The sequence below is a fragment of the Prevotellamassilia timonensis genome (assembly GCF_900106785.1).
GTDB lineage: Bacteria > Bacteroidota > Bacteroidia > Bacteroidales > Bacteroidaceae > Alloprevotella > Alloprevotella timonensis.
This window is the reverse complement of the sequence record NZ_LT629843.1, coordinates 327,045-349,035: the sequence shown is the minus strand read 5'-3', so window position 1 is coordinate 349,035 and position 21,991 is coordinate 327,045. Positions and strand designations below refer to the sequence as shown.

Sequence of the window (21,991 nt, the reverse complement as noted above, 5' to 3'; positions counted from 1 at the left end):
CTTCCCATTCCGAACAGAGAAGTTAAGCCCAACCGCGCCGATGGTACTGCACACCCGCGGGAGAGTAGGTCGCCGCCAACTTTATTTTCACAGCCTCTTTCAGTGTCACAACTGAGAGAGGCTTTTTATTGTCCCAACATCTCTGAGCGTTTGCACATCTGCACACTCATCTGCACTTCCCCAAGCACAAAACGCTACCACTAATGGGGGCGACGCGTCCCGCGTCGGGAAAAGATGCAGTTATTATTTAGTAGATCTTTAATTAGCCCGACGCGGGACGCGTCGCCCCCATTAGTGCTTGCGTTTAGAACTAGCGTTTAGAGGTAGCGTTTAGTGCTTGCGCTTTCATTCAGATTGACAGGTTAAAGGCTGTTTCAGGACGCAAGCATTGCTTATCTGTACATTTGCACTTCTGCTTGCGACAGCGGGTACTGGTGTTTGCTCATCATTTTGTATATTTGCAGTGGCATTACACATTATATTATTATCATTTACTGACGTAACAAAGCAATGAAACATTCAACTATACCTTATTATATAGCCACGGCCATGGTGTGGCTCTGTGGTGTGGCGGGCGTCAAGGCCCAGCCGCAAGGCTTTACGTTTAACATGATAACTCCGCGCAGCTTTGTGGTGGCCGGTTGTAATTGGCCGGCCATGCGGACAAAGCCGTCGGCCAAGGCTGCCAAGGTGGCCGTGAAGCGTGCTTACAAGGACGATTTGTTTGCGCTGGCTGGTGCGGGCAATGCCAAGTGGTATAATATTGAGACGGTGGGGGCCAAGGGGCAGCATGTGAGTGTATGGGCACTGAAGAGCCTTTTCCGTTTGCTGCGTGTCAAGCCTGTTGAGACGTGTACCATGCCTCCGGCTTATGAGGTGGAGGGCCCCGACGGCATGGGGGTGGTTGAGGGCCCAGACGCACAGTTCCAGGTGCGTGAGGCGGGCAAGTACCGTATGTTGCCCTTTACGGTGGGTCACCCTTCGGGCAGTGACAACTGGACTGTGCAGTTTATGGTGGCAGGCACCGACCCAAGTTATACGTATGTGATACCGGCCTCGTTCGTGGTGAGCCAGGTGGCCGACAAGAAGCCGTCGATGTCGCTTGAACGTGATGTGGAGAACGGGCGTGTGACGTACGAGGTGCTGTATATGAATGTGCCTGCCACGGTGCCGGCTGGTGAGCGTGACGGTTACATCATGAACTATTTGCTGGAGTGCCCCGATGCGGAGTTTGCCAAGATTGTGTCCGTGGCGATACCTGCCGACGGACGTGTGCGTGATGTGGCGCTCTACTTCATGGGAAGTGACGGCAGGCGCCATGTGTATCATTATGATGGGAGTTTGCCCACGTCGTGTGCTTATAGCACGTTCCGCTGGGAATTTAAGGAATAGGTGTGGCGGCTGCCTGGCGCTTGTTGTGCGCGGGCGGTGGCCTGGTAGCGTAAGGGTGGTTCTGACAGTTCTGTTTTTAGAGTTCTGCTATTCTGAAATGGGGATTTGCAGGCGCTCAGAAGTGTCTTTTTGAAAGTTTGTTCGGTTACACGGCACGCTATACTCCCTCCCGAACTTTCAAAAACACACTTTGGACAGTGTACAAAGAGCTATTTCAGACTTATTAGAACCACTCTGAATGTGCAGCCGCGGGCAGCCTCGATGGGGGTGCTTGCGGCTGTGTGTTGTGGTGTGTGGGGCGGTGTGTGGGGCGGTTTTTGAGGTGCCAGGGTGTTAATTATTGTAATTGTGGCGTGGAAGGGTGCGTGTTTGGTGCTTAAATCGTTGATTTTAAGAGAAAAAAGTGGGAAATGTTTGTGGTGTAACAAAAAAGTGGTAACTTTGCACACCGAAAGTAGGAAACATAAGAAAACTGCTTTGTTTTGAGGGAGTTGCGACTCCCAGGTTAGTAATAACCCTCCGACCCATACCTGAGACGGGACATTGGGCGACGGAACATAAAACAATTTTCATATTATTTTCATAAGACTGAAATGCCAGGATTATTAGGAAAAAAAATCGGAATGACATCCGTTTTCAGTGCCGAGGGCCAGAATGTGCCATGCACTGTTATCGAAGTAGGTCCTTGCGTGGTAACGCAAATTAAGACCGTCGAGAAAGATGGCTATGCAGCCGTTCAGGTTGGTTTCCAGGAAGCTAAGGAGAAGAACACTTCTGCTCCTTTGATGGGCCACTTTAAGAAGGCTGGTGTTACCCCCAAGCGTCACTTGGCTGAGTTCAAGGGCTTTGATCAGGAATTGAACCTGGGTGACACTCTTACAGTAGAGCTGTTCAATGACGCTGCTTTTGTAGACGTGATTGGTACCTCTAAGGGTAAGGGTTTCCAAGGCGTTGTGAAGCGTCACGGTTTTGGTGGTGTAGGCCAGAGCACTCACGGTCAGGACGACCGTCTGCGCAAGCCCGGTTCTATCGGTGCTTGTTCTTACCCCGCCAAGGTTTTCAAGGGTCTGCGCATGGGTGGCCAGATGGGTGGCGACCGCGTGACTACTCAAAACCTGAAAGTGTTAAAGGTAATCCCCGAACATAACCTGCTCCTTATCAAGGGTTCTGTTCCCGGTTGCAAAGGTTCAATCGTAATTATCGAGAAGTAAGCAATGGAAGTTAGTGTATTCAATATCAAAGGTGAAGATACCGGCCGCAAGGTGACACTGAACGACAGTGTATTTGGCATTGAGCCGAACGACCACGCTATCTACCTCGATGTGAAGCAGTATCTCGCTGCTCAGCGTCAGGGTACAGCTAAGTCGAAGGAAAGAAGTGAGATGAGCGGTTCAACCCGCAAGCTCGGCCGTCAGAAGGGCGGTGGCGGCGCACGCCGTGGTGATATCAACTCACCCGTACTCGTAGGTGGTGCACGTGTGTTCGGTCCGAAACCCCGTAACTACAGCTTCAAGCTCAACAAGAAGATGAAGGCTCTCGCACGCCGCAGCGCTCTTAGCTACAAGGCTCAGGAGAATGCTATCGTAGTGGTTGAGGACTTTACTTTCGAAGCTCCTAAGACAAAGACTTTTGTTGAAACCTTGAACAACCTTAAGGTTGCTGACAAGAAGGTTCTCTTTGTTCTTCCCGGTGCCGATAAAAATGTATATTTGTCAGCTCGCAACATTCAGAACGCTAAGGTGGCTATCGCCTCTGACATCAACACTTATGGTGTGCTCAACGCCGCTTCAATGGTTGTGACAGAAAGCGCTCTTTCAGCAATCGAGTCTGTCTTAAACAAGTAATAATAGCAACAGAAAATGGCATACATTATCAAACCCCTCGTGTCTGAAAAGGCCAATACGCTTACTGACAAGCTGAACCAATTCAGTTTTATCGTGCGTCCTGAGGCTAACAAACTTCAGATTAAGGCAGAAGTTGAGGCATTGTATGGTGTGAGCGTGTTGAGCGTGAACACAATCAAGTATGCTGGCAAGTCTAAGGCCCGCTACACTAAGGCCGGCCTCGTGCGTGGCCGCAGCAATGCTTTCAAGAAGGCTATCGTAACCCTCAAAGAGGGCGAAACCATCGATTTCTACAGCAATATCTAAATAAATAATGGCAGTACGTAAATTTAAGCCCACTACACCGGGCCAGAGACACAAGATTATTGGTACGTTCGAAGAAATTACTGCATCCGTACCAGAAAAATCTCTCGTTTACGGTAAGCGCATCTCAGGCGGCCGCAACAACACTGGTAAGATGACTATGCGTTATCTTGGTGGTGGCCACAAGAGAAAGTTCCGCTTCATCGACTTTAAGCGTGAGAAAGATGGTGTACCCGCAGTTGTGAAGACAATCGAGTATGATCCTAACCGTTCGGCTCGCATCGCATTGCTCTTCTATGCTGATGGTGAAAAGCGTTATATTATCGCTCCTAATGGATTGAAGGTTGGCGACCAGCTCATGTCTGGTGCCGAGGCTGCTCCCGAAGTTGGTAACGCACTTCCCTTGCAGAACATTCCCGTCGGTACCGTTATCCACAACATTGAGCTCCGTCCTGGACAGGGCGCTCTGCTCGTTCGCTCAGCTGGTAACTTTGCACAGCTTACTTCACGTGAAGGCAAGTATTGTGTGATTAAGTTGCCCTCAGGCGAAACTCGCCAGATCCTCAGTGCTTGCAAGGCTACAATCGGTAGCGTTGGTAACTCAGATCATGCTCTCGAATCTTCAGGTAAGGCAGGTCGCTCACGCTGGTTGGGACGTCGTCCGCACAACCGTGGTGTTGTAATGAACCCTGTTGATCACCCGATGGGTGGTGGTGAAGGCCGTCAGAGTGGTGGTCACCCACGTTCACGTACAGGTTTGTATGCTAAGGGCTTGAAGACAAGAGCTCCTAAGAAGCAGTCGAACAAGTACATCATCGAAAGACGTAAAAAGTAACAAGCGTAACAAGCACTAAAACAAGAAGAATTTATGAGTCGTTCTCTTAAAAAAGGCCCGTACATCGCAGTCTCTCTCGAAAAGAAGGTTCTTGCCATGAACGAAAGCGGTAAGAAAAACGTGGTGAAGACATGGGCCAGAGCTTCAATGATATCGCCCGACTTTGTTGGTCATACCATTGCTGTTCACAACGGAAACAAATTCATCCCTGTTTATGTTACTGAAAACATGGTCGGCCACAAGCTCGGTGAGTTCGCACCCACCCGCAAGTTTGGCGGTCATGCTGGTAACAAGAAGAAGTAAGCAGGACCTTTCAATCCACAGATAATAAAAAGAAACAATAAATAATGGGAGCAAGAAAAAGATTAGCGGCTGAAAAAAGAAAGGAAGCCCTGAAGACCCAATATTTTGCTAAATTGCAAAATGTTCCCTCCTCACCCCGCAAGATGCGCTATGTTGTTGACATGGTTCGCGGCATGGAGGTGAATCGCGCCCTCGGCACACTCAAGTTCTCTAAGAAGGCTGCTTCTGAAGTACTCGAAAAGCTGTTGCGTTCTGCAATCGCTAACTGGGAACAGAAGAACGATCGCAAGGCTGAAGATGGCGAATTGTATATAACCAAGATTTTTGTTGACGAGGGTGTTACGCTCAAGCGCATGCGTCCGGCTCCGCAGGGTAGAGGTTATAGAATTCGTAAACGTTCAAACCACGTAACTTTGTTCGTGGGTACTAAAACAAATGACTAATCGATATGGGACAGAAAGTAAATCCGATAAGTAACCGACTTGGTATTATTCGCGGTTGGGATTCTAATTGGTTCGGTGGCCGTAACTTCGGTGACAATATCCTCGAAGACAGCAAGATCCGCAAGTATCTCGACGCTCGCTTGGCTAAAGCCAGTGTATCTCGTATCGTTATCGAACGTACTCCGAAGCTCATCACCATCACTGTGTGCACCTCACGTCCGGGCCTTATCATCGGTAAGGGCGGCGCTGAAGTTGACAAGTTGAAGGAAGAACTGAAGAAGATTACCGACAAGGACGTTCAGATTAATATCTTCGAAGTGAAGAAGCCTGACCTCGATGCTAACATCGTGGGTAAGAGCATTGCCCGCCAGGTTGAAGGCAAAATCGCTTACCGCCGCGCTATCAAGATGGCTATTGCCAACGCTATGCGCATGGGCGCTGAGGGTATCAAGGTGCAGATCTGCGGCCGTTTGAACGGCGCTGAAATGGCACGTAAGGAAATGTTCAAGGAAGGCCGTACTCCGCTGCACACGCTGCGTGCCGACATCGACTACTGCCAGTGTGAGGCTCTCACCAAGGTGGGTCTGCTCGGTATCAAGGTATGGGTTTGCCGTGGCGAAGTTTATGGCAAGCGCGACCTCGCTCCTAACTTCACTCAGGAGAAGGAGTCACGTGGCAACGGCAACTTTAACGGTGGCCGCAAGTTCCGCAACAAGAGAAACAACAATCGCTAATCAGATTTTCAGTTAGAGTATTATGTTACAACCGAAAAGAACAAAATACAGAAGACCGCAAAAAGGCCGTTGCAAGGGTAACGCACAGCGTGGCAACCAGCTTGCTTTTGGTAGCTTCGGCATCAAGAGCCTCGATACGCACTGGCTTACCGGTCGTCAAATCGAAGCAGCCCGTATCGCTATGACACGCTACATGCAGCGTGAGGGTCAGAGCTGGATTCGTATCTTCCCCGACAAACCAATCACCAAGAAGCCTGCCGATGTACGTATGGGTAAGGGTAAGGGTGATCCCGTGGGCTACGTATTCCCCATCACTCCGGGCCGTATCATCTTCGAAATCGAAGGTGTGCCTTTCGAAGTGGCCAAGGAGGCTCTCCGCCTGGCTGCTCAGAAGCTGCCCGTTACTACTAAATTCGTTGTTAGACACGACTACGACAAAAACGCCTAAGCATGAAGATTTCAGAAATTCGTCAAATCCCCGCAGCAGAGCTGTCACAGCGCATTGCTGAAGAGGTTGCAAAATACAATCAGTTGGTGCTCAACCACAGCATCTCTCCTCTGGAAAATCCTTCACAGATCAAGGCCGCTCGTCGCACGATCGCGCAGATGAAGACAGTGTTGAGAGAAATCGAACTTAACAAGTAATAATGGTCCAGATGGAAGCTAGAAACTTAAGAAAAACAAGACAGGGTGTTGTTATTAGCAACAAAATGGACAAAACCATTGTTGTGGCTGCTAAGTTCAAAGAGAAGCACCCCATTTACGGTAAATTCATCTCCAAGACAAAGAAGTATCACGCTCATGATGAGAAGAACGACTGCAACGTGGGCGATACAGTGCTCATTATGGAGACTCGTCCCTTGAGCAAGACTAAGCGTTGGAGAGTTGTTGAAATTGTAGAAAGAGCTAAATAATTATGATACAAGCAGAATCAAGATTGACAGTTGCCGACAACAGCGGCGCACGCGAGGCTCTCTGCATCCGCGTTCTCGGTGGTACGAAGCGTCGTTACGCTTCAGTCGGTGATGTGATTGTCGTTTCTGTAAAGAACGTGATCCCGTCGAGTGATATTAAGAAAGGTGCCGTATCAAAGGCTTTGATCGTACGTACTAAGAAGGAAATCCGTCGTGCTGATGGTTCCTACATCCGTTTTGATGACAATGCTTGCGTTCTCCTTAACAATGCAGGCGAACTGAGGGGTAGTCGTATCTTCGGCCCGGTGGCTCGTGAACTCCGCGCTGTCAACATGAAGGTCGTGTCTTTGGCACCTGAAGTACTTTAATCAAGATTTCAAAGAAAGTAATGAGTAAGTTACATATCAAAAAAGGCGACACCGTTTATGTAAACGCCGGTGAAGACAAGGGCAAGACTGGTAAGGTTACCAAGGTCCTCGTAGAAAAGCAGCGTGCTATCGTTGAAGGCGTTAACATGGTGTCTAAGAGCCAGAAGCCAAGCGCAAAGAACCCCCAGGGTGGCATCGTTAAGATGGAGGCTCCCATTCACATTTCTAATCTGAACGTAGTTGACCCCAAGACTGGCAAGCCCACTCGCATCGGTCGCCGCAAGAACGATGAAGGCAAGTTGGTACGTTTCGCTAAAAAATCAGGAGAGGAGATTAAGTAATGAATACAGCACAACTTAAGAAGGAATATGCAGAGCGCATTGCCCCGGCTCTGATGAAGCAGTTCAACTATTCTTCATCAATGCAGATCCCCGCACTGAAGAAGATCGTTATCAACCAGGGTCTTGGTATTGCTACCGCTGACAAGAAGATCATCGACGTGGCTATCAACGAACTCACTGCCATCACTGGCCAGAAGGCTGTGGCTACGGTGTCAAAGAAGGACGTTGCTAACTTCAAGCTTCGTAAGAAGATGCCTATCGGTGTAATGGTTACACTGCGCCGTGAACGTATGTACGAATTTTTGGAGAAGCTCGTACGCGTGGCTTTGCCCCGTATCCGCGACTTCAAGGGTATTGAAAGCAAGTTCGATGGCCGCGGTAACTATACGCTCGGTATTCAGGAGCAGATCATCTTCCCTGAAATTAACATCGATACTATCGACCGCATCCTTGGTATGAACATCACCTTCGTGACTTCGGCTCCGACTGATGAAGAGGGCTATGCTTTGCTCAAGGAATTTGGTCTCCCTTTCAAAAACGCTAAAAACTAATTCGAAACTATGGCAAAAGAGTCAATGAAGGCACGCGAGGTTAAGCGTGCCAAGCTCGTCGCTAAGTACGCCGCCAAGCGTGCAGCGCTCAAGGAAATTGTCAATAAGTCGAATGATCCCGTGGAGGCTTACGAGGCTGCTCGCAAGCTCCAGAAGATCCCTCGCAACGCCAATCCTATCCGTCTGCACAACCGCTGCAAGATTACGGGTCGTCCTAAGGGTTATATCCGCCTCTTCGGTTTGTCTCGTATCCAGTTCCGCGAAATGGCTTCTAACGGCTTGATCCCCGGCGTAAAGAAGGCCAGCTGGTAAAGAACAACAATCCACTTATTATTTAATATTGTCGGGGTAGCCCCGATTAATTAAACAATTCAATTAAAATGACTGATCCTATAGCAGATTATCTTACGCGCTTGCGTAATGCTATCCAGGCAAAGCACCGTGTGGTTGAAGTGCCTGCGTCAAACTTGAAGAAGGATATCACTAAGATCCTCTTCGATCAGGGTTATATCCTCAACTACAAGTTTGAGGAGGATGGTGCTCAGGGCACCATCAAAATCGCCCTCAAGTACAACCCCCAGACTAAGGTGAACGCTATCAAGAGCCTCACTCGCGTTTCAAAGCCTGGTATGCGTAAGTATACTGGCTACCGCGAAATGCCCCGTGTTATCAACGGCCTTGGTGTTGCCATCATCTCTACTTCGAAGGGTGTAATGACAAATAAGGCTGCTGCCGACTTGAAGATCGGCGGCGAAGTTCTTTGCTACGTATACTAATAAAGGAGGAACAAAATGTCTAGAATAGGTAAATTGCCGATTAACATCCCTGCAGGTGTAACAGTTACCCTGAAGGATAATGTAGTGTCTGTAAAAGGACCGAAGGGTGAGCTCAGCCAGGCTGTTGATCCTTCCATCATCGTCACAATCGAGAATAACGAAATCACTTTCGCTATCGATGAAGCTAACGACACTGTTGAACAGAAGCAGAAGCAGGCTTTCCACGGCTTGTACCGTGCCCTGGTAAACAACATGGTTGTTGGTGTTTCTGAAGGTTACAAGAAGGAAATGGAACTCGTAGGTGTAGGTTACCGTGTGTCTAACCAGGGCAACCTCGTTGAGTTCGCTTTGGGTTACACTCACAGCATCTTCCTTCAGTTGCCGCCCGAAATCAAGGTTGAGACGAAGTCTGAACGAAACAAAAACCCGTATATCTCTCTCGAGAGCTGCGACAAGCAGTTGCTCGGTCTTGTATGCGCAAAAATCCGTTCTTTCCGCAAACCTGAACCTTACAAGGGTAAGGGTATCCTCTATGTGGGCGAGCAGATTCGTCGTAAGTCTGGTAAGTCCGCTGGTGCTAAGTAATTTAAATCTCTAAGATTATGACTACGAAAAAAGAACAAAGACGCGTAAAAATTAAATATCGGGTTCGTAATAAGATCTCTGGCACTGCTGCTCGTCCCCGTTTGACTGTATTCCGCAGCAACAAGCAGATCTACGTACAAATTATCAACGACGAGACCGCTTCAACTCTCGTATCAGCCTCTTCACTCGGCATGGAGACCATGCCTAAGAAGGAGCAGGCTGCCAAGGTAGGTGAGGCAGTAGCTGCCAAGGCTATTGCTGCTGGTATCACCGAGGTCGTTTTCGACCGTAACGGCTACCTCTACCATGGTCGTGTTAAAGAAGTTGCTGATGGTGCCCGCAAAGGCGGACTTAAATTCTAATTAAGATTATGGCAAACAGAGTAAACGTAAATACAGAAGAGTTAAAGGATAGACTGGTTGCTATCAATCGTGTTGTCAAGGTTACCAAGGGTGGCCGTACTTTCACTTTCGCTGCTATTGTAGTGGTTGGTGACGGTAAGGGTGTCATTGGTTACGGCCTGGGCAAGGCTGGCGAAGTTACTGCCGCCATTGCCAAGGGTGTTGAGGCAGCAAAGAAGAATTTGGTCAAGGTTCCCGTTCTCAAGGGTACAGTTCCCCACGAGCAGGCTGCTCGCTTCGGTGGTGCCGAGGTGCTTATCCTCCCCGCCTCTGAAGGTACCGGTGTTGTGGCCGGCGGCGCTATGCGTGCCGTGCTTGAGAGTGCAGGTGTGAAGAATGTGCTCGCTAAGTCGAAGGGTTCTTCAAATCCTCACAACCTCGTTAAGGCTACAATCTTGGCTTTGAGTGAAATGCGTGATGCACGCACGGTGGCTCAGCACCGCGGTGTATCTTTGGAAAAAGTATTCAGAGGATAAAGAATTATGGCAACGATTAAGATACAACAGACGAAGAGCCGTATCGGTGCTCCCAAGGACCAAAAGCAAACTCTCGATGCGCTTGGTCTCACCAAAATGAACCGTATCGTTGAAAAGGAGGACACTCCCCAGGTACGCGGTATGATTCGCAAGGTACACCACTTAGTAACGGTCGTAGAATAATTTTCAAACAAACGAAGCTTTATGAAATTACATACTTTAAAGCCTGCTAATGGTGCTACCAGTTCACGTAAGCGCATCGGCCGTGGTCCCGGTTCGGGCATGGGCGGTACGTCAACACGTGGCCACAAGGGTGCCAAGTCTCGTTCAGGTTATAGCAAGAAGATTGGTTTCGAAGGTGGTCAGATGCCTTTGCAGCGTCGTCTTCCCAAATTTGGTTTCAAGAATATCAACCGTGTTGAGTACAAGGCTATCAACCTTTCAACTCTTCAGGCTCTTGCCGAGGCAAAGAACCTTGAAAAGATCGGTGTAGCTGAGCTTCACGCTGCAGGTTTTATCTCTTCTAACCAATTGGTGAAGATACTTGGAAATGGTGAACTCAAGGCCAAGCTGGCTGTAGAGGCTCACGCATTCTCTAAGTCTGCCGAAGCTGCCATTACTGCAGCAGGCGGCACCGCTACAAAAATCTAATCAATCCTACTTCGATGAAAAAAATAATCGAGACCATCAAGAACATCTGGAGAATTGAGGATTTGCGTACGCGCCTCCTCATCACCATTCTCTTTGTTGCTGTATACCGTTTCGGCTCGTTCATCGTGCTCCCGGGCATCGACCCCGCACGTTTGCAGGCTCTGCAGAGCCAGACGAGCGAAGGTTTGATGTCTTTGTTGAACATGTTCTCGGGTGGTGCTTTCTCAAACGCTTCGGTGTTTGCACTGGGTATCATGCCTTACATTTCGGCATCGATCGTCATTCAGCTTCTCGCCATGGCTGTGCCTTACTTCCAGAAGATGCAGCGCGAGGGTGAGAGTGGTCGTAGAAAGATCAACCAGATTACACGCTGGTTGACGATAGCAATCTTGCTCTTCCAGGCTCCAACATATCTGATTAACCTCAAGGCTCAGACCGCGGGTTCGGGTGCTTTCCTCGTTGGAGACGGATTATGGTTCATGATCTCGTCTACGATTATCCTTGCGGCAGGTAGTATGTTTATCCTGTGGCTTGGCGAACGTATCACAGACAAGGGCGTTGGCAACGGTGTGTCGCTGATCATCATGATTGGTATCATTGCCCGTATGCCGAGTGCTTTTGTTGCAGAATTCGTTACTGCGTTCAGCGGTGCCGAAGGTGGTGGCTTGATCAAGTTCCTCTTCGAGATTATCGCTCTGCTCTTTGTGATGGCACTGGCCATCATGCTTGTAAAGGCCACCCGCAAGGTGCCTGTGCAGTACGCTCAACGAATTGAGGGCAACCGCGCCGTGGGTGGTGCACGCCAGTACATCCCCCTCAAGCTCTTCGCAGCTAACGTGATGCCTATCATCTTCGCACAAGCTATCATGTTCATTCCCCTGACTCTTGCTCAGACCGTTTCGAAAAACGGTGGTAGCTGGGCACTGAATCAGTTCTTGGATCATACGAGCGTTCTCTACAATGTAGTGTTCGTCATTCTGATTGTATTGTTTACTTACTTCTACACAGCCATCACTTTGAACCCCGTTCAGATGGCTGAGGATATGAAGCGTAATAATGGTTTCATTCCGGGTGTCAAGCCCGGCAAGCCCACAGCCGATTACCTGGACGATGTGATGTCACGCATCACTTTCCCCGGCTCTCTCTTTATCGCTTTGATAGCCATTCTGCCTGCATTTGCCGGTTTGTTTGGTGTGAAGCAGGAGTTTGCCCAGTTCTTCGGTGGAACATCTTTGCTGATCCTTGTGGGTGTAGTATTGGACACACTGCAACAGATTGAAAGCCACCTCTTGGTGCGTCACTACGACGGACTGCTCAACTCAGGACATGTTCGCACACGTTCAACGAAGGTAGCTGCCTACTAAAATTCTTTAGTCTGAATGATTTATCTGAAGACCGACGATGAGATAGAGCTGTTGCGCAAGGCCAACTTGTTGGTAAGCGCAACGCTCACTGAAATAGCTAAAATTGTTGAGCCGGGTGTCACAACCCGCCAGTTGGACACCCTGGCTGAGCAATTTATCCGCGACCACGGTGCGGAGCCCACTTTCAAGGGCTTCCCCAATCCGTACGGCGGACCATTCCCAGCCTCAATCTGCACCTCTGTCAACAATGTGGTGGTGCACGGCATACCAAATGACGAGCCATTGCATGATGGCGACGTTGTGTCGGTGGATTGCGGCACATTTATTGACGGCTTTTGCGGTGACTCTTGCTACACTTTTTGTGTGGGCGAAGTCAAGCCCGAGGTCAAGGAGCTCCTGCGTGTGACAAAGGAGTCGCTTTACAAGGGCATTGAGCAGGCTGTTGTGGGACACCGCCTCGGCGACATTGGCCATGCAGTGCAGCAGCATTGCGAGCGTCACGGATATGGTGTAGTGCGCGAGTTTGTAGGTCACGGCATCGGACATGAGATGCACGAGGACCCTCAGGTGCCTAACTATGGCAATCAGGGCACGGGCAAGCAGTTGAAAAACGGTTTGTGCATAGCCATTGAGCCAATGATAACGATGGGCAGTCATGAACTGGCCATGCTTGACGACCGCTGGGGCGTAATAACCCGCGACGGCAAGCCGGCCGCTCACTTCGAGCACACCATAGCCATTCACCATGGCAAGGCTGACATCATGTCATCGTTTAAGGAAATTGAGGAAATAGAAAGACAAAAACATTAGTATGGCAAAAGAAGCTGCTATCGAACAAGACGGGACAATCGTTGAAGCATTGAGCAATGCTATGTTCCGTGTAGAATTAGAGAACGGACACGAAATTACCGCTCACATCTCAGGCAAGATGCGCATGCATTACATCAAGATATTGCCTGGCGACAAGGTGAAGGTAGAGATGAGTCCGTACGATCTTTCGAAAGGAAGAATTGTGTTCAGATACAAATAAACAAAACATAATGAAAACAAGAGCATCATTAAAGAAACGGTCTGCAGATTGCAAGATTGTACGTCGCAAAGGCCGTCTGTTTGTGATTAACAAGAAGAACCCTAAGTTCAAAATGCGTCAGGGTTAACCAAGTTCCGCAATAAACAAAAAAAAATATGGCAATAAGAATTGTTGGTGTAGACCTCCCTCAGAACAAGCGTGGTGAGATCGCCCTGACCTACATCTACGGTATAGGTCGTAGTAGCTCGGCAAAAATCTTGGACGAAGCCGGCATTGACAAAGATATCAAAGTGAAGGACTGGACTGACGACCAGGCTGCCAAGATCCGTGAGATCATCGGTGCCGGTTACAAGGTTGAAGGTGACCTCCGCTCTGAAATCCAGCTTAACATCAAGCGCCTCATGGACATCGGTTGCTACCGTGGTGTTCGCCACCGTAATGGTCTCCCCGTACGTGGCCAAAGCACAAAGAACAATGCTCGTACTCGCAAGGGTCGCAAGAAGACCGTTGCTAACAAGAAGAAAGCTACTAAATAATAAATAGATATGGCAAAGAAAACAGTTGCAGCAAAGAAGAGAAACGTGAAGGTTGACGCTATGGGTCAGCTCCACGTTCACAGCTCTTTCAACAATATCATTGTGTCTCTTGCAAACAGCGAGGGTCAGATTATTTCTTGGTCTTCTGCCGGTAAGATGGGTTTCCGTGGTTCTAAGAAGAACACTCCTTACGCAGCCCAGATGGCCGCTCAGGATTGCGCCAAAGTAGCTTACGACCTTGGTCTTCGCAAGGTGAAGGCATACGTTAAGGGTCCGGGTAACGGCCGTGAGTCAGCTATCCGTGCCATTCATGGTGCAGGCATCGCAGTTACCGAAATTATCGACGTAACTCCGCTTCCCCACAACGGTTGCCGTCCTCCGAAGCGTAGAAGAGTATAACACACGTAGTTTAACGTAAAAGAAATAATAATACAATGGCAAGATATATTGGCCCTAAGTCTCGTATCGCCCGTAAGTTTGGTGAGGCTATCTTCGGTGCCGACAAGGTGTTGGCAAAGCGCAATTTCCCTCCTGGCCAGCATGGTAACAACCGTCGTCGCAAGACTTCAGAATACGGTGTCATGCTCGCTGAGAAGCAAAAGGCTAAGTACACATACGGCGTGCTCGAAAAGCAGTTCCGCAACCTCTTCGACAAGGCTGCCTCTGCAAGTGGCATTACTGGTGAAATCCTTCTCCAGAGCCTCGAGTGCCGTCTCGACAACGTAGTATACCGCCTCGGTATTGCTCCCACACGTGCGGCAGCGCGTCAGCTCGTCAACCACAAGCACATCACCGTAGACGGCCGTGTTGTTAACATCGCCTCTTACAGTGTAAAGCCTGGTCAGATTATAGCAGTACGCGAGAAGTCAAAGTCTCTTGAAGTAATTGCCGATGCATTGGCAGGCTTCAACCACAGCAAGTATCCTTGGATCGAATGGGATGAGACTTCAAAGAGCGGCAAGCTCCTTCACAAGCCCGAACGTGCTGACATCCCTGAGAACATCAAGGAGCAGTTGATCGTCGAGTTGTACTCTAAAAACTAATCAATAATTCCCTTACATTCATGGCGATATTAGCATTTCAAAAACCTGACAAAGTAGTAATGTTGGAAAACGACCCCAAGTTCGGAAAGTTTGAGTTCCGTCCTTTGGAGCCAGGTTTCGGCACCACTGTCGGAAATGCATTGCGTCGCATCCTGCTTTCCTCACTCGAGGGCTTCGCTATCAACACCATCAAGATTGAAGGCGTTGAGCACGAGTTTGCCACCGTGCCTGGGGTAAAGGAAGACGTGACCAACATTATACTCAACTTGAAGCAAGTACGCTTCAAGCAGATTGTAGATGAGTACGAAACAGAGAAGGCTACTATCACCATCTCTAACTCTACCGAGTTCAAGGCTGGTGATATCAGTAATTTTCTCAATGGATTTGAAGTGTTAAATCCTGAATTAGTGATTTGTCACTTAGATTCTAAAGCCACGATGCAGATAACAATCTCTATCAACAAGGGCAGAGGTTATGTTCCCGCCGACGAGAACCGTGAGTTCTGCCAGGACGTTCACGAGATTGCTATCGACTCAATTTACACTCCTATCCGTAATGTAAAGTACGCTGTTGAGCCTTTCCGCGTTGAGCAGAAGACTGACTACGACAAGCTTGTGCTTGAAATTACTACGGACGGTTCCATTCACCCGAAGGACGCCCTTAAGGAGGCCGCTAAAATCTTGATTTACCACTTCATGCTCTTCTCAGACGAGAAGATAACCATCGAAGACAAGAGCGAGGCTGACAACGAAGAGTTTGATGAAGAAGTTCTTCACATGCGCCAGTTGCTCAAGACCAAGTTGACCGACATGAACCTCTCGGTACGTGCCCTCAACTGCTTGAAGGCAGCTGATGTTGAAACCCTCGGCGAACTTGTACAGTATAACAAGAACGACCTGCTTAAGTTCCGCAACTTTGGTAAGAAATCGCTCACTGAGCTTGATGATTTGCTCGAGAGTCTGAATCTGTCGTTTGGAACTGACATCTCTAAGTATAAATTAGATAAAGATTAAATTCTGAAATGAGACACAATAAGAAATTCAACCATCTGAGCCGTACTGCTTCTCACAGAAGCGCCATGCTCTCAAACATGGCTTGCTCTTTGATCAAGCACAAAAGAATCACTACGACTCTGGCCAAGGCTAAGGCGCTGAAGAAGTACGTTGAGCCCCTTATCACTAAGAGTAAGGACGACACTATGAACTCACGTCGCGTAGTGTTCAGCTATCTTCAGGACAAGGTTGCCGTTACAGAGCTTTTCCGCGAAATCCGCGTGAAGGTGCTTGACCGTCCCGGTGGCTACACCCGCATCATCAAGACTGGTTTCCGCGCAAGCGATGCCTCTGAGATGTGCTTCATCGAACTCGTAGACTTTGATGAAAACATGGCCAAGACTAAGAAGAAGGCAACTCGCACTCGCCGTAGCAAGAAGGCCGCAGCCACAGCTGAAGCCCCTGCAACTGCTGAAGCTACTGAAGCCCCTGCTGAAGAAGCAAAGGCTGAGTAATATTGCGAAACTTGGCTCAAGGGTGTGTCCAAGCACCCTTGGCTCTTTATTCAATACTAAGCGCAACCTCTCAAAGTGGAGGTTGCGCTTTTTGCGTATATTGCGCTCAGGTAAAACGTAAACATGCTAACGGACGCAAGCTCTTAACGCAAGCAGTTAACGCAATCTCTTAATGCAAGCACTTAACGCAAGCACTAAACGCTACCTACAAACGCTACCTCTAATGGGGGCGACGCGTCTCGCGTCGGGAAAGGGAAAGGAGGGAAATACAAACTCTGCTAAATAAAAGCTGCCTCTTTTCCCGACGCGAGACGCGTCGCCCCCATTAGAGCTAGCGTTTGGTGCTAGAGTTAAGAGCTAGCGTTTAGAGCTAACGTTTGGTGCTAGAGTTTAGAGCTAGAGTTTAGAGATAGCATTTAGCGCTTGCGTATAGTACTTGCATTCAGTGTTTGCGCCCGTTCGTCCGTTTACGTTTAATATGACGGCAATATTTCGTTGTCAATCCTTGTTGCCGGTGGCGCCCAGTTTGAAGCGAAGGCGGAAACTGTGGCGCTCGGGGTCCCAGTTAGTGCCGAGCAGTATAAATTCGTGCAGTTCGGCCGTGCTCGCCACGTGAGCCCCTATACATGGGCACACATCATACTGCCCTATGCGCACAATGCGCAGCGTTTCGCTGGCATTGTCGGGCAGTCGGTCGAGTTTCACCCCCTCAGGCACATTGTCGGCCGTCACAAATTCGTAAGTCACAGGCAAGTCCTCGGCTATCAGTTCGTTCATTTTAGCCACTATGGCATCAACCTGCGCAGCTGTAGGTTCGGCAGGCAGGTCGAAGCTTATTTTGCTCTTCTTGCGCTCGATATGAGCGTTGCGCGAGCGTTCACAGCCAAACATGCGCACCATGGTTTGGTTGAGCAGGTGTTCAGCCGTGTGCATAGGCGGATATTCAGCCTTGTTGTGAGAGTTAAGTTCCATTGTGTTTATATGTTTAACAAGTTGACAAGTTGACGAGTTGAAAAGTTGACGGGTAAACAGGTAAGTTTGCCATGCTTCTTAAATTCCTTACCATTCAAACATTAACATAATAAGTAGCGTATGGCATACCAACTTGTTAACCTGACAACTTGTAAACCCTTTAACCGGCAATTCCGCCAACGGGTAGAAAGTGTCAAAGCCAGGGCGCACAACGCCCCTTTGCTCGTTATTAGCCCTTAGTGTTGCGCGTTTCAGCCAGTCCTCCAAGGCACCGAGGGTGCGGAGCTTTGGCACAAAAAAAAGCTGCTGCCTTGAAAAGCAAGACATGCAGCTCTTGAGTGAGTTAAGTTGACGTGTGTTGCACGACGAATTATTCGCCCGGAGCGATAGCGCCAGAGGGGCAAACATCAGCGCAAGTGCCGCAATCAACACAAACGTTAGGGTCGATAGAGTACTTTTCGCCTTCAGAGATAGCACCAGAAGGGCATTCGTCGATGCAGGTACCGCATGCGATGCAGTCGTCACCAATTACGTAAGCCATAATAGTAGAATTTAATAAATTGTTGTAATTTGAGTTGAGTTATTGTCCTTGCTCGCCACGTTGCGCACAGGGCGCAGCACGAGGTTTGCGGAGCAAAGTTACACAAATCTTTGAAAGGAGAGAATAAAGGCGCAAAAACTTTTTATTACTTTTGCACCACCGCCCGCGGCAATAAATTGCGTCACGGGCCGTTATTAAGATATGCAAATCACACTACGACACATAATCAGCCTGTTGTGCATAGTAGCCCTGAGCCATGTAGCGGCCCTGGGGCAGCAGCGACGTGTGCAGAACAAGCCCTTCATCGACGAGCGTCGCTTCCATTACGGCTTTTTTGTAGGCGCCCACGACCAGTCCATGCAGCTGCAGGGCAATGGTTACCAGGCCCCCGCCTCAGCCGGCAGTGTGGCAGGCCAGCAGTGGGTGGCACAGACCGACCAAACCAACTTCGGTTTTTCGGTGGGTGTGCTTGGCGAGTGGCGCATGTCGCGCTATGTGGCGCTCCGAGTTCAGCCGTCGCTCCATTTTGGCTCGCGCCACATCACCTTCCGTGAGCTTGGCACGGGTCAGACCGAGCAGCAGGACATGAAATCGTGCTACATCGGTGTGCCCGTCGACTTCAAAATATCCGCCCCGCGTTTCAACAACTACCGCCCCTACGTGGTGGCCGGTGTGGCGCCCATGTACGACCTCATCACCAGCAAACAGTCAAAGCTCAAGGCCAAGCCGCTTAACGTGATGCTTGAGGCCGGTTTGGGGTGCGACCTCTACATGCCCTTCTTCAAGTTTATACCCGAACTCAAGTTTGGTTTCGGACTTAACAACATACTGCAAAAGAACCGCCGCGACATAACCGACCCCTCGCAGCTAATCTTTACCCAGAGTCTCGACAAGGCCACAGTAGGCATGGTGATGCTGACATTCTATTTTGAGTAAGCAGGGTGGCAATTCTTTGCAGCACCAAACGCAAGCTCTAATGGGGGCGACGCGTCTCGCGTCGGGCATGAAAGCAAAGGCTCACAGACAGGCGTGTAATTAGTGCTGTCTGTGAGCCTTTATTAAGTGTATGAGCATGGTTATTTTTCCCAATGCGTATCGAGTCTGCTGAGAAAACCGACGCGGGACGCGTCGCCCCCATTAGAGGTAGCGTTTTGTGGTAGTGTTTGATGGTAGTGTTTGGTGCTGCAATGAAACGCAAGCACTAATGGGGGCGACGCGTCCCGCGTCGGGCATGAAAGCAAAGGCTCACAGACAGACGTGTAATTGGTGCTGTCTGTGAGCCTTTATTTGGTGTATAAGCATGGCGTTTTCCTCGACGCGTATTGAGTCTGCTGAGAAAACCGACGCGGGACGCGTCGCCCCCATTAGAGCGCAATTTCCTGACATAACAGTTCTTTACATGGCTTCAAATCCGCTTTTTAACCTATCAATCTGATAGGAAACGCAAGCACTAATGGGGGCGACGCGTCCCGCGTCGGGCATGAAAGTAAAGGCTCACAGACAGACGTGTAATTGGTGCTGTCTGTGAGCCTTTATTAAGTGTATGAGCATGGCATTTTCCTCGACGCGTATTGAGTCTGCTGAGGAAACCGACGCGGGACGCGTCGCCCCCATTAGAGCGCAATTTCCTGGCATAACAGTTCTTTACATGGCTTCAAATCCGCTTTTTAGCCTGTCAATCTGATAGGAAACGCAAACACTAATGGGGGCGACGCGTCCCGCGTCGGGCATGAAAGCAAAGGCTCACAGACAGACGTGTAATTAGTGCTGTCTGTGAGCCTTTATTAAGTGTATGAGCATGGTTATTTTCCCAATGCGTATCGAGCCTGCTGAGAAAACCGACGCGGGACGCGTCGCCCCCATTAGAGCGCAATTCCCTGGCATAACAGTTCTTTACATGGCTTCAAATCCGCTTTTTAACCTGTCAATCTGATAGGAAACGCAAGCACTAATGGGGGCGACGCGTCCCGCGTCGGGCATGAAAGCAAAGGCTCACAGACAGACGTGTAATTAGTGCTGTCTGTGAGCCTTTATTTGGTGTATGAGCATGGCGTTTTCCTCGACGCGTATCGAGTCTGCTGAGAAAACCGACGCGAGACGCGTCGCCCCCATTAGAGGTTGCGTTTTGAGGCAAGAGCTGGTGAGGTGCGGAAAAAACTGTTGCGGGAGAAAGAAAAAACAATAACGGGAGATAGAAATTACTGTTTGATTGACAGATAATTCTATCTCCCGTTATTGTTTTATAGTAACGCTACATCAGTGTCGTTAGCGGACGATGCGCACCTTTCGGCCGCCAATCAGGTATAAGCCGTTAGGCAGCGCCTTGACGTCAGACAGCGTGGCCTGGCGCATGATAAGACGGCCCTCGATGTTGTACACATCGGCACGCCCCGTGCTGCCAAGCGCCTGCATGATAGCCGTTACCTTGGTAAACTCACCCGTCACCTCCACATCATGTGCTGGCATTGTGGCCGGTATTTCGCTCCAGCCCATAAATATGTAGCCCTCCTTGGTGGGAGCTTCTTCGGGGGTGATGGCAGTGCCATAAGTCACGTCAATTTGCTTGTACACCTCACCGTCCACCTTGTAGACGAGTTTGTAAGTGTTCACCGTAAAGCTACCCGTCACCTCCACATCATTTGCAGGCATCGTAGCCGGTATTTCGCTCCAGCCGCTGAAAGTGTAGCCCTCCTTTTCGGGAGCAGCCTCGGTGGCGGGGGCAGTGCCATAAGTAACCTCGGTGGTCTTGTACACCTCACCGTCCACCTTGTAGACGAGTTTGTAAGTGTTGGCCGTAAACTCACCCGTCACCTCCACATCGCGTGCAGGCATCGTAGCGGGTATTTCGCTCCAGCCGCTGAAAGTGTGGCCTTCTTTGGTGGGAGCCTCTTCGGGAGTGATGGCAGTGCCATAAGTAACCTCTGTGGTCTTGTACACCTCGCCGTCCACCTTGTAGACGAGTTTGTAAGTGTTCACCGTAAAGCTACCCGTCACCTCCACATCGTGTGCCGGCATCGTGGCGGGTATTTCGCTCCAGCCGCTGAAAGTGTGACCCTCCTTGGTAGGATTGGGCTCGGGGGTGACAGCATCACCATAGGTTACTGGCACCATTGTGTACGTCATGCCGTCCACATTGTAGATAAGGTTGTAGGTGTTGATTTGCCACTGCGCAGTGAGTGTGAGGTCGCGTGCCGGCATGGTGGCGGGCAGTTCCTCGTTCCAGCCTATGAAGCTATAGCCCTCGCGTGTGGGCGCGTCGGGAGCCGTGATGGCGGTGCTGTAGTCCTGCGTGATGGGCGCCACCTCGCTGCCACCGTTGGCGTCGAAGGTGATGGTGTATTGGTTGATTACAAACTCACCCGTCACCTCCACATCGTGCGCCGGCATGGTGAGCGGCAGTCCTGTCCAGCCGCTGAAAGAGTGGCCCTCGCGTTCGGGGTATTCGATGGGAGTGAGTGTTGTGCCGTATGGCACCTCCTCAGTATAGTGTTCCTCGCCACCGACTATGTATGTCAGAGAGTAGCTGCGTGCAGCGTTGAGCACCAGCGGACTGCCGGGTCGGCCGCCTAAACCTTGCGACTCGAAGGTGATGTCACCGCTCTCGGGCTGCAGGTTGAGCACCTCGCCCGTGTCGGTGTCGCGCAGGCGCAGAACGATGTTCTCGCCCTGCGGCTGATTGCTGCGCACGCGCAGGTAGAGCCATTGCGCCTCGTCCTTGGTTTGCACCTCGGCCGTGCCGCGGCATTCGTCGCCCACAAAGGCCCCCACCTGGTAGTGGCTGAAGTCGGTTATAGGCGTGCCGTCAAATACGATGTTGGCGTAGAGCGTCATGTCGTATTTGTAGTCGTGCGGATTGACCGTCCATGGCGCATCGCTGCCGCTGTTTTGGGCGCGTGCGCCGAACACGCTGAGCAGCAGTGTGGCTATGAGCAGCCACAGGCTTTTCGTGTGTATATGTGTCATGTTTGTGTCTGTATTTATTGTTGGTTGACTGGTTTACGGGTTAACGGGTTGACAGGTAAGTATGTTTTGCATTGTCAATATGCAGATAGTGTAACGGCATTTGGCAAGATGTACAAAC

33 protein-coding genes, 1 rRNA gene and 1 pseudogene are annotated in these 21,991 nt (G+C 49.9%); 32 read left to right on the top strand and 3 right to left on the bottom strand.

The features are described from left to right. The 31 genes from rrf to rplQ form a co-directional block, all read left to right on the top strand. Positions 1-81, top strand: a 5S ribosomal RNA gene (gene rrf, locus BQ5453_RS14770); the annotation flags it as partial. A 429-nt stretch (positions 82-510) separates the two neighbouring features. Beyond that, a complete protein-coding gene (locus BQ5453_RS05465; RefSeq protein WP_022101018.1) occupies positions 511-1,392 on the top strand; it encodes a hypothetical protein in 882 nt (293 codons plus the stop codon). A 593-nt stretch (positions 1,393-1,985) separates the two neighbouring features. Then, positions 1,986-2,603, top strand: coding sequence for a 50S ribosomal protein L3 (gene rplC, locus BQ5453_RS05460; protein WP_022101017.1), 618 nt, complete (start codon positions 1,986-1,988; stop codon positions 2,601-2,603). A gap of 3 nt (positions 2,604-2,606) precedes the next feature. Beyond that, on the top strand, positions 2,607-3,236 hold the full coding sequence (gene rplD, locus BQ5453_RS05455; RefSeq protein WP_022101016.1) for a 50S ribosomal protein L4: 630 nt from the start codon (positions 2,607-2,609) through the stop codon (positions 3,234-3,236). A 15-nt stretch (positions 3,237-3,251) separates the two neighbouring features. Beyond that, on the top strand, positions 3,252-3,542 hold the full coding sequence (rplW, locus tag BQ5453_RS05450; protein ID WP_022101015.1) for a 50S ribosomal protein L23: 291 nt from the start codon (positions 3,252-3,254) through the stop codon (positions 3,540-3,542). 7 nt (positions 3,543-3,549) lie between these two features. After that, the gene (gene rplB / locus BQ5453_RS05445) at positions 3,550-4,374 is read left to right on the top strand and encodes a 50S ribosomal protein L2 (protein WP_022101014.1); all 825 of its coding nucleotides are present in this window, start codon (positions 3,550-3,552) and stop codon (positions 4,372-4,374) included. A 33-nt stretch (positions 4,375-4,407) separates the two neighbouring features. Beyond that, positions 4,408-4,677, top strand: a complete 270-nt coding sequence (rpsS, locus tag BQ5453_RS05440) for a 30S ribosomal protein S19 (protein ID WP_022101013.1) — start codon at positions 4,408-4,410, stop codon at positions 4,675-4,677. A 44-nt stretch (positions 4,678-4,721) separates the two neighbouring features. After that, positions 4,722-5,120 carry a 50S ribosomal protein L22 gene (rplV, locus tag BQ5453_RS05435; RefSeq protein WP_022101012.1) on the top strand — a complete coding sequence of 133 codons (399 nt, stop codon included), beginning with the start codon at positions 4,722-4,724 and terminating at the stop codon, positions 5,118-5,120. 5 nt (positions 5,121-5,125) lie between these two features. Next, entirely contained in the window at positions 5,126-5,854 is a 729-nt protein-coding gene (rpsC, locus tag BQ5453_RS05430) for a 30S ribosomal protein S3 (RefSeq protein WP_022101011.1), read from the top strand. Between the two features lie 22 nt (positions 5,855-5,876). Continuing rightward, positions 5,877-6,302 carry a 50S ribosomal protein L16 gene (gene rplP, locus BQ5453_RS05425; protein WP_009348414.1) on the top strand — a complete coding sequence of 142 codons (426 nt, stop codon included), beginning with the start codon at positions 5,877-5,879 and terminating at the stop codon, positions 6,300-6,302. Positions 6,303-6,304: 2 nt separating this feature from the next. Then, the gene (gene rpmC / locus BQ5453_RS05420) at positions 6,305-6,499 is read left to right on the top strand and encodes a 50S ribosomal protein L29 (protein WP_022101010.1); all 195 of its coding nucleotides are present in this window, start codon (positions 6,305-6,307) and stop codon (positions 6,497-6,499) included. 2 nt (positions 6,500-6,501) lie between these two features. Next, on the top strand, positions 6,502-6,768 hold the full coding sequence (gene rpsQ, locus BQ5453_RS05415; RefSeq protein WP_074027642.1) for a 30S ribosomal protein S17: 267 nt from the start codon (positions 6,502-6,504) through the stop codon (positions 6,766-6,768). A 2-nt stretch (positions 6,769-6,770) separates the two neighbouring features. Next, entirely contained in the window at positions 6,771-7,136 is a 366-nt protein-coding gene (gene rplN / locus BQ5453_RS05410; RefSeq protein WP_022101008.1) for a 50S ribosomal protein L14, read from the top strand. A gap of 20 nt (positions 7,137-7,156) precedes the next feature. Then, entirely contained in the window at positions 7,157-7,477 is a 321-nt protein-coding gene (gene rplX / locus BQ5453_RS05405; RefSeq protein ID WP_022101007.1) for a 50S ribosomal protein L24, read from the top strand. After that, positions 7,477-8,028 (top strand): 50S ribosomal protein L5, encoded by a 552-nt coding sequence (gene rplE, locus BQ5453_RS05400; protein ID WP_022101006.1) that lies wholly within the window; start codon positions 7,477-7,479, stop codon positions 8,026-8,028. Before rplX ends, rplE begins: the two co-directional genes overlap by 1 nt. Positions 8,029-8,037: 9 nt before the next feature. Further along, positions 8,038-8,340 carry a 30S ribosomal protein S14 gene (gene rpsN, locus BQ5453_RS05395; protein ID WP_022101005.1) on the top strand — a complete coding sequence of 101 codons (303 nt, stop codon included), beginning with the start codon at positions 8,038-8,040 and terminating at the stop codon, positions 8,338-8,340. 68 nt (positions 8,341-8,408) lie between these two features. Further along, a complete protein-coding gene (gene rpsH / locus BQ5453_RS05390; RefSeq protein WP_071122416.1) occupies positions 8,409-8,804 on the top strand; it encodes a 30S ribosomal protein S8 in 396 nt (131 codons plus the stop codon). 15 nt (positions 8,805-8,819) lie between these two features. Further along, positions 8,820-9,389, top strand: a complete 570-nt coding sequence (gene rplF, locus BQ5453_RS05385; protein WP_022101003.1) for a 50S ribosomal protein L6 — start codon at positions 8,820-8,822, stop codon at positions 9,387-9,389. Between the two features lie 17 nt (positions 9,390-9,406). Beyond that, a complete protein-coding gene (rplR, locus tag BQ5453_RS05380) occupies positions 9,407-9,751 on the top strand; it encodes a 50S ribosomal protein L18 (RefSeq protein ID WP_022101002.1) in 345 nt (114 codons plus the stop codon). 8 nt (positions 9,752-9,759) lie between these two features. After that, a complete protein-coding gene (gene rpsE, locus BQ5453_RS05375) occupies positions 9,760-10,266 on the top strand; it encodes a 30S ribosomal protein S5 (RefSeq protein WP_022101001.1) in 507 nt (168 codons plus the stop codon). Between the two features lie 6 nt (positions 10,267-10,272). Then, entirely contained in the window at positions 10,273-10,449 is a 177-nt protein-coding gene (rpmD, locus tag BQ5453_RS05370; RefSeq protein ID WP_022101000.1) for a 50S ribosomal protein L30, read from the top strand. 21 nt (positions 10,450-10,470) lie between these two features. Then, complete coding sequence (rplO, locus tag BQ5453_RS05365) at positions 10,471-10,917, top strand: 50S ribosomal protein L15 (RefSeq protein WP_022100999.1); 447 nt, start codon at positions 10,471-10,473, stop codon at positions 10,915-10,917. 14 nt (positions 10,918-10,931) lie between these two features. After that, positions 10,932-12,281: a preprotein translocase subunit SecY gene (gene secY / locus BQ5453_RS05360; RefSeq protein WP_022100998.1), complete on the top strand. Its 1,350-nt coding sequence runs from the start codon at positions 10,932-10,934 to the stop codon at positions 12,279-12,281. A 15-nt stretch (positions 12,282-12,296) separates the two neighbouring features. After that, on the top strand, positions 12,297-13,091 hold the full coding sequence (gene map / locus BQ5453_RS05355) for a type I methionyl aminopeptidase (RefSeq protein WP_022100997.1): 795 nt from the start codon (positions 12,297-12,299) through the stop codon (positions 13,089-13,091). Position 13,092: 1 nt separating this feature from the next. After that, a complete protein-coding gene (infA, locus tag BQ5453_RS05350) occupies positions 13,093-13,311 on the top strand; it encodes a translation initiation factor IF-1 (protein WP_022100996.1) in 219 nt (72 codons plus the stop codon). Between the two features lie 10 nt (positions 13,312-13,321). Further along, on the top strand, positions 13,322-13,438 hold the full coding sequence (gene rpmJ / locus BQ5453_RS13725; RefSeq protein ID WP_007368863.1) for a 50S ribosomal protein L36: 117 nt from the start codon (positions 13,322-13,324) through the stop codon (positions 13,436-13,438). 28 nt (positions 13,439-13,466) lie between these two features. Continuing rightward, on the top strand, positions 13,467-13,847 hold the full coding sequence (gene rpsM / locus BQ5453_RS05345) for a 30S ribosomal protein S13 (RefSeq protein ID WP_022100995.1): 381 nt from the start codon (positions 13,467-13,469) through the stop codon (positions 13,845-13,847). Positions 13,848-13,856: 9 nt separating this feature from the next. Further along, a complete protein-coding gene (rpsK, locus tag BQ5453_RS05340) occupies positions 13,857-14,246 on the top strand; it encodes a 30S ribosomal protein S11 (protein ID WP_022100994.1) in 390 nt (129 codons plus the stop codon). Between the two features lie 35 nt (positions 14,247-14,281). Beyond that, positions 14,282-14,890 carry a 30S ribosomal protein S4 gene (rpsD, locus tag BQ5453_RS05335; protein ID WP_022100993.1) on the top strand — a complete coding sequence of 203 codons (609 nt, stop codon included), beginning with the start codon at positions 14,282-14,284 and terminating at the stop codon, positions 14,888-14,890. A gap of 20 nt (positions 14,891-14,910) precedes the next feature. Further along, entirely contained in the window at positions 14,911-15,903 is a 993-nt protein-coding gene (locus BQ5453_RS05330; RefSeq protein WP_022100992.1) for a DNA-directed RNA polymerase subunit alpha, read from the top strand. An 8-nt stretch (positions 15,904-15,911) separates the two neighbouring features. Then, complete coding sequence (gene rplQ / locus BQ5453_RS05325) at positions 15,912-16,397, top strand: 50S ribosomal protein L17 (RefSeq protein ID WP_022100991.1); 486 nt, start codon at positions 15,912-15,914, stop codon at positions 16,395-16,397. A gap of 498 nt (positions 16,398-16,895) precedes the next feature. Here rplQ and BQ5453_RS05320 read toward each other — a convergent pair. Both BQ5453_RS05320 and BQ5453_RS13715 read right to left on the bottom strand, forming a co-directional pair. Then, positions 16,896-17,363, bottom strand: a pseudogene (locus BQ5453_RS05320) (alanyl-tRNA editing protein); the annotation flags it as partial. Between the two features lie 376 nt (positions 17,364-17,739). Beyond that, the gene (locus BQ5453_RS13715) at positions 17,740-17,910 is read right to left on the bottom strand and encodes a DUF362 domain-containing protein (RefSeq protein ID WP_022101343.1); all 171 of its coding nucleotides are present in this window, start codon (positions 17,908-17,910) and stop codon (positions 17,740-17,742) included. Between the two features lie 201 nt (positions 17,911-18,111). Here BQ5453_RS13715 and porT point away from each other — a divergent pair, with 201 nt between their 5' ends. Further along, entirely contained in the window at positions 18,112-18,846 is a 735-nt protein-coding gene (gene porT, locus BQ5453_RS05310; protein ID WP_022101342.1) for a type IX secretion/gliding motility protein PorT/SprT, read from the top strand. Positions 18,847-20,175: 1,329 nt separating this feature from the next. Here porT and BQ5453_RS05305 read toward each other — a convergent pair. Then, on the bottom strand, positions 20,176-21,873 hold the full coding sequence (locus tag BQ5453_RS05305) for an InlB B-repeat-containing protein (RefSeq protein WP_071122413.1): 1,698 nt from the start codon (positions 21,871-21,873) through the stop codon (positions 20,176-20,178). Between the last annotated feature and the right edge of the window lie 118 nt (positions 21,874-21,991).

Bases quoted from the DNA above. Each gene is read 5' to 3' on its own strand.
- rpsM (WP_022100995.1), top strand. From the start codon at position 13,467: ATGGCAATAAGAATTGTTGGTGTAGACCTCCCTCAGAACAAGCGTGGT.
- rpsN (WP_022101005.1), top strand. From the start codon at position 8,038: ATGGCAAAAGAGTCAATGAAGGCACGCGAGGTTAAGCGTGCCAAGCTC.
- infA (WP_022100996.1), top strand. From the start codon at position 13,093: ATGGCAAAAGAAGCTGCTATCGAACAAGACGGGACAATCGTTGAAGCA.
- rplE (WP_022101006.1), top strand. From the start codon at position 7,477: ATGAATACAGCACAACTTAAGAAGGAATATGCAGAGCGCATTGCCCCG.
- rplW (WP_022101015.1), top strand. From the start codon at position 3,252: ATGGCATACATTATCAAACCCCTCGTGTCTGAAAAGGCCAATACGCTT.
- rplQ (WP_022100991.1), top strand. From the start codon at position 15,912: ATGAGACACAATAAGAAATTCAACCATCTGAGCCGTACTGCTTCTCAC.
- rpsD (WP_022100993.1), top strand. From the start codon at position 14,282: ATGGCAAGATATATTGGCCCTAAGTCTCGTATCGCCCGTAAGTTTGGT.
- rplP (WP_009348414.1), top strand. From the start codon at position 5,877: ATGTTACAACCGAAAAGAACAAAATACAGAAGACCGCAAAAAGGCCGT.
- rpsS (WP_022101013.1), top strand. From the start codon at position 4,408: ATGAGTCGTTCTCTTAAAAAAGGCCCGTACATCGCAGTCTCTCTCGAA.
- rplB (WP_022101014.1), top strand. From the start codon at position 3,550: ATGGCAGTACGTAAATTTAAGCCCACTACACCGGGCCAGAGACACAAG.
- porT (WP_022101342.1), top strand. From the start codon at position 18,112: ATGCAAATCACACTACGACACATAATCAGCCTGTTGTGCATAGTAGCC.
- rplX (WP_022101007.1), top strand. From the start codon at position 7,157: ATGAGTAAGTTACATATCAAAAAAGGCGACACCGTTTATGTAAACGCC.
- rpmC (WP_022101010.1), top strand. From the start codon at position 6,305: ATGAAGATTTCAGAAATTCGTCAAATCCCCGCAGCAGAGCTGTCACAG.
- rpsE (WP_022101001.1), top strand. From the start codon at position 9,760: ATGGCAAACAGAGTAAACGTAAATACAGAAGAGTTAAAGGATAGACTG.
- BQ5453_RS05465 (WP_022101018.1), top strand. From the start codon at position 511: ATGAAACATTCAACTATACCTTATTATATAGCCACGGCCATGGTGTGG.
- rpsK (WP_022100994.1), top strand. From the start codon at position 13,857: ATGGCAAAGAAAACAGTTGCAGCAAAGAAGAGAAACGTGAAGGTTGAC.
- rpsC (WP_022101011.1), top strand. From the start codon at position 5,126: ATGGGACAGAAAGTAAATCCGATAAGTAACCGACTTGGTATTATTCGC.
- map (WP_022100997.1), top strand. From the start codon at position 12,297: ATGATTTATCTGAAGACCGACGATGAGATAGAGCTGTTGCGCAAGGCC.
- rpmJ (WP_007368863.1), top strand. From the start codon at position 13,322: ATGAAAACAAGAGCATCATTAAAGAAACGGTCTGCAGATTGCAAGATT.
- rpmD (WP_022101000.1), top strand. From the start codon at position 10,273: ATGGCAACGATTAAGATACAACAGACGAAGAGCCGTATCGGTGCTCCC.
- rplC (WP_022101017.1), top strand. From the start codon at position 1,986: ATGCCAGGATTATTAGGAAAAAAAATCGGAATGACATCCGTTTTCAGT.
- rplR (WP_022101002.1), top strand. From the start codon at position 9,407: ATGACTACGAAAAAAGAACAAAGACGCGTAAAAATTAAATATCGGGTT.
- rplV (WP_022101012.1), top strand. From the start codon at position 4,722: ATGGGAGCAAGAAAAAGATTAGCGGCTGAAAAAAGAAAGGAAGCCCTG.
- BQ5453_RS13715 (WP_022101343.1), bottom strand. From the start codon at position 17,910: ATGGCTTACGTAATTGGTGACGACTGCATCGCATGCGGTACCTGCATC.
- rplD (WP_022101016.1), top strand. From the start codon at position 2,607: ATGGAAGTTAGTGTATTCAATATCAAAGGTGAAGATACCGGCCGCAAG.
- BQ5453_RS05330 (WP_022100992.1), top strand. From the start codon at position 14,911: ATGGCGATATTAGCATTTCAAAAACCTGACAAAGTAGTAATGTTGGAA.
- rplO (WP_022100999.1), top strand. From the start codon at position 10,471: ATGAAATTACATACTTTAAAGCCTGCTAATGGTGCTACCAGTTCACGT.
- secY (WP_022100998.1), top strand. From the start codon at position 10,932: ATGAAAAAAATAATCGAGACCATCAAGAACATCTGGAGAATTGAGGAT.
- rpsH (WP_071122416.1), top strand. From the start codon at position 8,409: ATGACTGATCCTATAGCAGATTATCTTACGCGCTTGCGTAATGCTATC.
- rplN (WP_022101008.1), top strand. From the start codon at position 6,771: ATGATACAAGCAGAATCAAGATTGACAGTTGCCGACAACAGCGGCGCA.
- rplF (WP_022101003.1), top strand. From the start codon at position 8,820: ATGTCTAGAATAGGTAAATTGCCGATTAACATCCCTGCAGGTGTAACA.
- BQ5453_RS05305 (WP_071122413.1), bottom strand. From the start codon at position 21,873: ATGACACATATACACACGAAAAGCCTGTGGCTGCTCATAGCCACACTG.
- rpsQ (WP_074027642.1), top strand. From the start codon at position 6,502: ATGGTCCAGATGGAAGCTAGAAACTTAAGAAAAACAAGACAGGGTGTT.